Raw genomic sequence first — 6,823 nt, forward strand, 5'->3', positions numbered from 1 at the left:
TCCAGGGTTTCCCAGTGTTCGTCCATGTAGGCATCGACGAACTCCTCGCCGTTGACGGGTTCACCGCACCAGGTGACCTCGTTGTTGTACATGGCGTCCGCGAGGGCCCCGTCGATCTGCCCGGAGTTGTGGACCGCCTCGGTGTTCCACTCGTCGTTGTCCAGCTCGACGGCGTATCCGTCCTCGTCCTCCCGGACGATCGCGGTGTCGAACAACCTGTCCCTCTTGTCGCCGATGTTCTCGACGACCTGGTCTGGGTCGCCCTCGGTGAACATGCGGTCCAGCGTGCGCACCATGACCTCCCGTTCGACCCAGAAGAAGGAGACGTAGTCGCCGACCGGCTCCTCCTCGGTCTCGGGTTCGGGGGTCGAACAGGCGGACAGGACCAGGCTCGTGGCCAGGGTGACCGCCGTGAAGGCGGGTACACGGCCCCCGTGCAGAGTCAACGGTTCCTCCGGATCGTGTCGACGACGGTCTGTGGCCAGCCGCGCATCACTCCTCCTCTTCCTCCTCCCGGCCTTCGAAGACACTGTTCGTGTCGTTGTAGGAGTTGTTGTACTGCTCGACGAAGTCGCCCACGCGCTGGTGGCCCGGCTGGGTACGGCCGTCGCTGGTGGTGACCTCCACGTCGTCCATGATGTTGCTGATGGCGCTGTCCATCCGGTCGAGGTCCTGGTTCTCGTTGTCCGTCCACTCGTTCGGGTCCTTCTCGACGCTGACCCTGACGGAGTCGTCGAAGACGAAGTCCTCCCCGATGTCCTCCGCGGTCAGCCGAACACCGTCCTGCCAGACGGTGAGGGCGCCGCCGTCGATCAGGGTGTGGAACTCGTCGGGGCGGATGACGTCGTTGAGGGCCCCAGGGTCGTGCTGTGACAGGTGGTCGAGGGCCTCGATCCGGAAGTTGCGCTCAATGTACTCGGCGCCGGAGAAGTCCGGATGGCGCGGGGAGACCTCGTACTCTCCGTCGACGATCGCCTCGACGATGCTGTCCTGTCCGAGTTCCAGACCCTTCGCCACGGCCGCGCCGATGACCGGGATCTTCTCCGACAGGCCGGTCGCCTCGCCCACGATGAACTCCGTGATCTGCGTCTCGCGATCGATCTGCTCGTCGAGGTCGGCGGTCCGGTCGGCGGACTCCCGGCGCAGGGCCTCCTCCAGAAGAGCCTGGAGCTGCCCCCCGCCGCGTGCCGTCTCCTCGTCCTGCCCGCTCTCGAAGTACGCGGCGGCCTCGATCTGCTGGTAGACGTCGACCGAGTTGACCACGCGTCCGGCGGTCTCGTCGTTGCCCATGAGCAGCTGCATGTACATGGCACGCTCCTCGGGCCCCATGGAGACGAAGTTCCTGCCCGGTTCGAAGTTCCCGACGCCCGTCACCGGCTCGTTGTCCTGGAGGACGTCGCTGTCGGCGAAGCTGTAGATGTAGGCGTCGAAGATGTCGGCGAGACCGTCGGCGAGTTCGCCGTTGAACTGGGTGAAGGACGCGTCGGAGTACTCGTTCTCCCCTTCGGTCACGTCGACCCCGGTGTTGACGAGGGCGTCGTGCATGTCGGGGTCGGTGAGGGTCTCCATGAACCCGGCGAACGCGCGCCCGGCCCGGCTGACCTCCAGGGGGTCGTCGCTGTTCAGGTCCTCGTGCACCCAGTCGATCAGCTGGCGGGCGGTGGCGCCGTCGTCGTGCCACTCGTAGGTGAGCGTGCCCTCCAGAGCCTGGGCGCGCATGTCGTCGTGGTAATCGATCCCCGGCTCCGGGTTGAGGTGGGTGCCCGTGAGCATGAAGTAGTTGGAGTCCTCGTTGCGGCTGGCCACGCCGATCAGGGCCGCCATCTGCTCGGAACTCGGCATGATCCCGTCCGGGTCGGGTGTGTCGCCCCAGTTGTCGAGGAAGGCCCCCATGGACAGGTGGAGGTTGGTGGACAGGCCGTACCCGGCCTCCAGGTCCTCGTCGGTGTGGGCGAGGAGAGCGGACAGGGACTTGAGGTCGTCCCCCAGTGTGACCGGGGTGTAGGGGATGCCGTTCTCGTCGTAGTCGACGGGGAGGGAGCTCTCCACGGCGGTCCGGAAGCTCTGGGGCAGCTTGTCGTAGCCGCCGCCGAGGTTCGGGTCGGAGAGGGCGAGCAGGCCGTCGCCGAGAACGCCCAGAGCGCGTTCGCGCTCCTCGTCGGTCATGTCGCTCTCGGCCATGAGGCCGGGGAGGGCGAGAACGCCCAGGCCGAGTCCGTCACCGTTGGTGTGCTCCTCCTCCAGCTGCCCGTAGAACTCCTCCAGGAAGTCGACCTCACGGGAGTTGAGCGGGGTGTCGTTCTCCTGGCCCCTCCGCGCGTTGGTGCCGATCATGGCCATCAGGGCCATGAGCTCCTCGTAGCGCTCGTCCAGGGGCTTGTCGCCGCTCCAGTAGCCGTTGAGCTCCTCGGCCCACTCGCGCGCGTTCTCGTCGGTGAGGAGGTTCTCGTCGATGAGCTGGGCGAAGCGCGCGGGGTCGAGGTTGTAGAACGCCCAGTCGGCGTTGCCCGCGTCGATGAGCCGCTGGACGTTGGCGGGGGTGGGGCCCTGTTCGAGCATCTCGCGGATGTCCGCGGCGTTGTCCTGGAGCTTCTGCCAGTTGGTCTCCTCGCGGGTGACGAGGGAGTCGCGGGTGGACTTGAGCCCGTCGTAGAGCTCACGGCACTTCGCTTCGTCCCCGGCGCCCCAGTCCGTCCAGAGGAAGCCGTCGGCCTCGGGGTAGGTGGCGGTGATCACCGCGTCCTGGTACTTGCCGGGGACGTCGCCCTCCTTGGCGCGGCGGTCGTTGTGCCAGTCGGAGACCTGGGCGCCCCACTCGTCCTTGAACTCCTCGATCATGTCCGCCCACATCTCCGCGACGGAGGCGACGTAGGTGACGGTGACCGCGGCGTCGCGCCAGTGCTGCTGGTCCTCCTCGGAGAGGTTCTTGATGTCCCAGCCGATGACGTCGGTGAACTGGGTGGCCGCGGAGTCGAAGCCGCCCTGGAGATCGTCGGCGCGTCCGAGCACCCGGGAGTTGAGTACTTCCAGGTCTCCGGCGCAGTCGTACATCGGACGGGACGTGTAGTCGACGTTGCGGGGGGAGAAGTCCAGATCGAAGGAGGCCACGGTCTTCCTTGGGAGTGAACGGGGAGGGCTGGGAAGGGGCGGGGCACGGCGTGGGCGGGGGTGGGACTGGTCCGCCGGGACGGCGGGGACGGTTCTAGAAGTTGATCTCCAGGCGCGCATCCCAGGCGGAGTTGTAGTCCTCGGCGCCCTCCAGGTCGTTCCGGGCGATCTCGGACGCACCCGCCTGGATGTTGTTCGCGAGGGAGAGGCCGTGCTCCTGGACGTCGATGAGGTCCTGGGCGAACTCCTCCTTGAACGTGCGGAACCCGGCCACGACGTCGGTGTGGCCCGCGGCGGCCTCGGCGTCCTCCATGAGGAGGTCGAACATGTCGGCCAGCCCGGCCATGGCGGCCGCGAGGGTCTCGGCGTACTCGCCGCCCTCCATCGCCTCGATCGGGTTGGCGCCCGCCTCTGTGCTCATGGGGATCTCCTCCGTGGGTGCGGGATGACCAGGAGGACGGGTTCCGCCCTCCACACGCGAGTACCGCCTCGCCGGGGGGCGGCGGGACGGCCGGGGTCTGGGTCTGGGTCACGGGGTCAGACGCCTGAGAGTAGCGATGAGTTCCGTTGTGCGCGAGGTGTTCGGAGATGTTATCCGCGCCCGGAGTGTGCTGTTCGTCGGGTGTTCACGGCCCGGGCCGATCGCGGGAGGTCAGCTGGACGGGCTGGCGCCGGCCTCGTCCTCCGGGGGCTCCTCCGCCCAGCGGACCACGAGCGGGTAGCCGTCCATGGAGGCGTCGTGGAACCGGGGGAAGGCCTCCTCCGTGCCGGTCACCTCACCCTCCTCCAGGTCGACGCGGAACCACGCCTCCTCCGTCTGGAGCAGGACCGCGTCGCGCTCGGGCGCGGGCGCGTACTGGAGCACCGGGCCGCCACTGTTCTCCATGATCCGGGTGGCGGTGTGCGTCTGCCCGTCCACGGCCACCAGGTAGGCGCCCGCCATCTGCTGGGCTCCGGCCGGATCGTGGACCAGCACGGCGGTGCCCCCGCCCCACACGAGGCCGTCGTCGAAGGTCTGCCACTGTCCCTCGGCCGTGGTCAGGGACGCGTTGACGACGCTGCCGTTGGTCTGGCGGACCACCAGGGTCCGGCCGTCGGCGCCGGGCAGCTGCTGGGTCGGGACGCTGTTGCGGATGTGCAGTTCGCCCGCGGGCGTGAGCGCCCAGTCGCTCGGGCGCCGGCCCTCTCCCAGAGGGAGGGTGCCCTCCTGGTTGGGCGTGCCGCCCGGTGCGTCCAGCGGCACCGACATCACCTGGGGCGGCTGGACGTCCTGCTCGTTGTCGGAGACGTACCAGAGCCGGTCGCCGTGGATGACCGGTCGCGACACCACCTCGCCGGAGGAGGCGGTCACCGACTCGACCGGCTGGTACGTGATCATCGCGGGCGCCTCGCCCTCCTCGCCGGTGGCCTCGGCGACCGCGGAACCCTCCACGTCCTCGGGGTCGGCGAGCGCGGCGATGGTGATCGCGGACGGCTCGGTGGTCGCGTAGGCGAAGAACTGCCAGTCCGCGGAGAACTGGGAGTGCACCGGCAGGTCCGACGCCATGGGGTCCACCGCCCCCTCGGGAAGGCCGAGTTCGTGGACGGGCCGACCGGTCACGGGGTCGTGGAAGACGAGGACCTGGTCGGTCTCCGGGTCGCCGCCCTCGTACCCGCGGTGCAGCAGCGCGAGCCCGGCCAGTCCCTGCTCGGTGATCTCCTCCACGGTTTCCGGCGGGTCGTCCGAGTCCGTGGACGAGGTGTCGCAGGCGGTGACGGCCACCAGACACGCGGCCGACATGAGGGCGAGGGAACGCCGCACGAATCTGCCTTTCGGGGGAGGGAACGGTGGAGTTGCCACAAGTGGGACCAACCCGGACCCCCTATGGTTCCACCTCCGGCGGAGTGCTGCGGGCGCGGCGGCCGGAGCCGGCCACGGGGCGGGAACGACATCACGCCTTCGCGGGCGCCGTCCGTTCCGGGCGGCACCGGACGAAGTCGAGCCAGGCAACGGTTCCGACGGGGCGGCCGCCACCGGCCGCCCCGCCCACGTTTCCCCCTACGCCGGGGGCTCGCTCCAGCCGACCTGCACCAGGTCGGGGCGCTTGCCGCGCAGTGCCAGCTGCGCCCGGCCCTGCGGCAGCGCCTTGGAGGCCACGCCGTTGGCCAGGCGGCCCTCCATCCGGTCACCCGAGAACAGCAGACCGGGTGTCGCCATGTCGCTGAGCGCCTGGAGCACCGGCTCGAACATCGCCCGCGCCGTACCGCCGGTGCGCCGGGCCGCGATGACGTGCAGGCCCAGGTCGGCGCCCTGCGGGATGTACGGCGCCAGCGGCGCGAGCGGGTTGCTGCGCGAGGCGATCATGTCCATGTCGTCCACGACGATGTACAGGTCCAGGCCCTTCCACCAGCTGCGCTCCCGCAGCTGCTTGGGGGTCACGTCCGGACCCGGCAGGCGCTGCTTGAGCGACCCCGCCAGGTTGTCCGCGACGGCCTTGGTCTGCTCCGCCGTGGTGCAGTACGCCAGAAGGTGCTCCTCCGGCACCAGTTCCAGGTGCGAGCGCCGGAAGTCGACCATGACGATGCCCAGCTCCTTGGCCGGGCGCTGGACGATCTGCTTGACCAGCCCGCGCAGCAGGGTCGTCTTGCCGGTCTGCGGGTCGCCGAACACCACCAGGTGCGGGTCCCGGTCCAGGTTGGTCGTGGCCGGGGCGAGCGAGCTCTCCGCCATGCCGAGCACCAGCTCGCGCATGCGGCCCTTGCCGCTCTTGCGCCCCTTGAGCAGCTCGTCGAGCTCCACCCGCTGGGGCAGCGTCCGCACGCCCTGCACGGCCTTCTGCGGCCAGCGCTCCCGGACCCGCTTGATCAGGTCGCGGATCCCGTCGGTCACGTCCTCACCGCTGGCCACCCCGTCCACCCGCGGCAGTGCCACGTGCGTGTGGTGCTCCTCCGAGGTCAGGCCGCGGCCCGGGGTGTCCTTCGGGATCTCCTCGGCGACCTTGCGGCCGATCCCCGAGTCCATCGGGTCACTGAGCCGCAGCTCGAAGCGCCCGCCGAACAGCGCCTGCAGCCGGGACCTGATCTGCGACGACGCCGCACCCGTCAGGATCGTGTGCACGCCCAGGGACGGACCCCGGGTCGCGATGTCCATGAGGAAGTCGTCGGCCGCGTCGAAGGAGTCCCGGACCGCCGACCACCCGTCGATCATGAGGAACAGGTCGCCGACCACGCTCGCGGGCAGCTTCCCGTCGGCCCGCGCCTGGCGCAGCGCCGCCGGGGAGTCCAGCTTGTGCTTGCGGAACACCCGTTGGCGCCGGTCCAGGTGCCCCGACACGTCGGTCAGGATCCGCTGCACCCGCTCCGGGTCGGCACGGCCCGCCACGCCCGCGACGTGCGGCAGTTCGTCCATCGCCTGGAGGGCGCCGCCGCCGAAGTCGATCGCGTACACCCCGACCCGGCCGGGCGGATACCGCCACGCCAGGCTGGCGATGATCGTGCGCAGCAGCGTCGACTTGCCGGACTGGGGCCCGCCCAGGACGACGATGTTGCCCTCGCCGCCGGTGAAGTCCAGCTCCGCCGGGATCACCCGCTGCTCACGCGGGATGTCGGTGAGACCGATGACCGCCTTGGCCTCGGCCGGGTCCGGCTCGGTGCCCTCGCCCTCCAGGTCGTCGGCCTCCCCGAGGTCGGCCAGCACCGAGTCGAAGGTCAGCAGCTCCGGCAGCGGCGGGCGGCC

Annotated in this window: 5 protein-coding genes; all 5 read right to left on the reverse strand. The window is 69.9% G+C overall.

All coding sequences use genetic code 11. The annotated features are described in order from the left end of the window. The coding region (locus D471_RS0125655) for a hypothetical protein (protein WP_026128075.1) at positions 1 to 446 on the reverse strand (446 nt) is incomplete at its 3' end. Between the two features lie 46 nt (positions 447 to 492). Next, positions 493 to 3,108 carry a TPR repeat region-containing protein gene (locus D471_RS0125660; RefSeq protein ID WP_017601269.1) on the reverse strand — a complete coding sequence of 872 codons (2,616 nt, stop codon included), beginning with the start codon at positions 3,106 to 3,108 and terminating at the stop codon, positions 493 to 495. Positions 3,109 to 3,202: 94 nt separating this feature from the next. Further along, positions 3,203 to 3,529 carry a hypothetical protein gene (locus tag D471_RS0125665; RefSeq protein ID WP_017601270.1) on the reverse strand — a complete coding sequence of 109 codons (327 nt, stop codon included), beginning with the start codon at positions 3,527 to 3,529 and terminating at the stop codon, positions 3,203 to 3,205. A gap of 231 nt (positions 3,530 to 3,760) precedes the next feature. After that, entirely contained in the window at positions 3,761 to 4,909 is a 1,149-nt protein-coding gene (locus tag D471_RS0125670; RefSeq protein ID WP_017601271.1) for a hypothetical protein, read from the reverse strand. A gap of 237 nt (positions 4,910 to 5,146) precedes the next feature. Beyond that, on the reverse strand, positions 5,147 to 6,823 hold a 1,677-nt coding region (gene eccCb / locus D471_RS0125675; RefSeq protein WP_017601272.1), incomplete at its 5' end, for a type VII secretion protein EccCb.

The organism is Nocardiopsis lucentensis DSM 44048 (assembly GCF_000341125.1).
Lineage (GTDB): Bacteria > Actinomycetota > Actinomycetes > Streptosporangiales > Streptosporangiaceae > Nocardiopsis > Nocardiopsis lucentensis.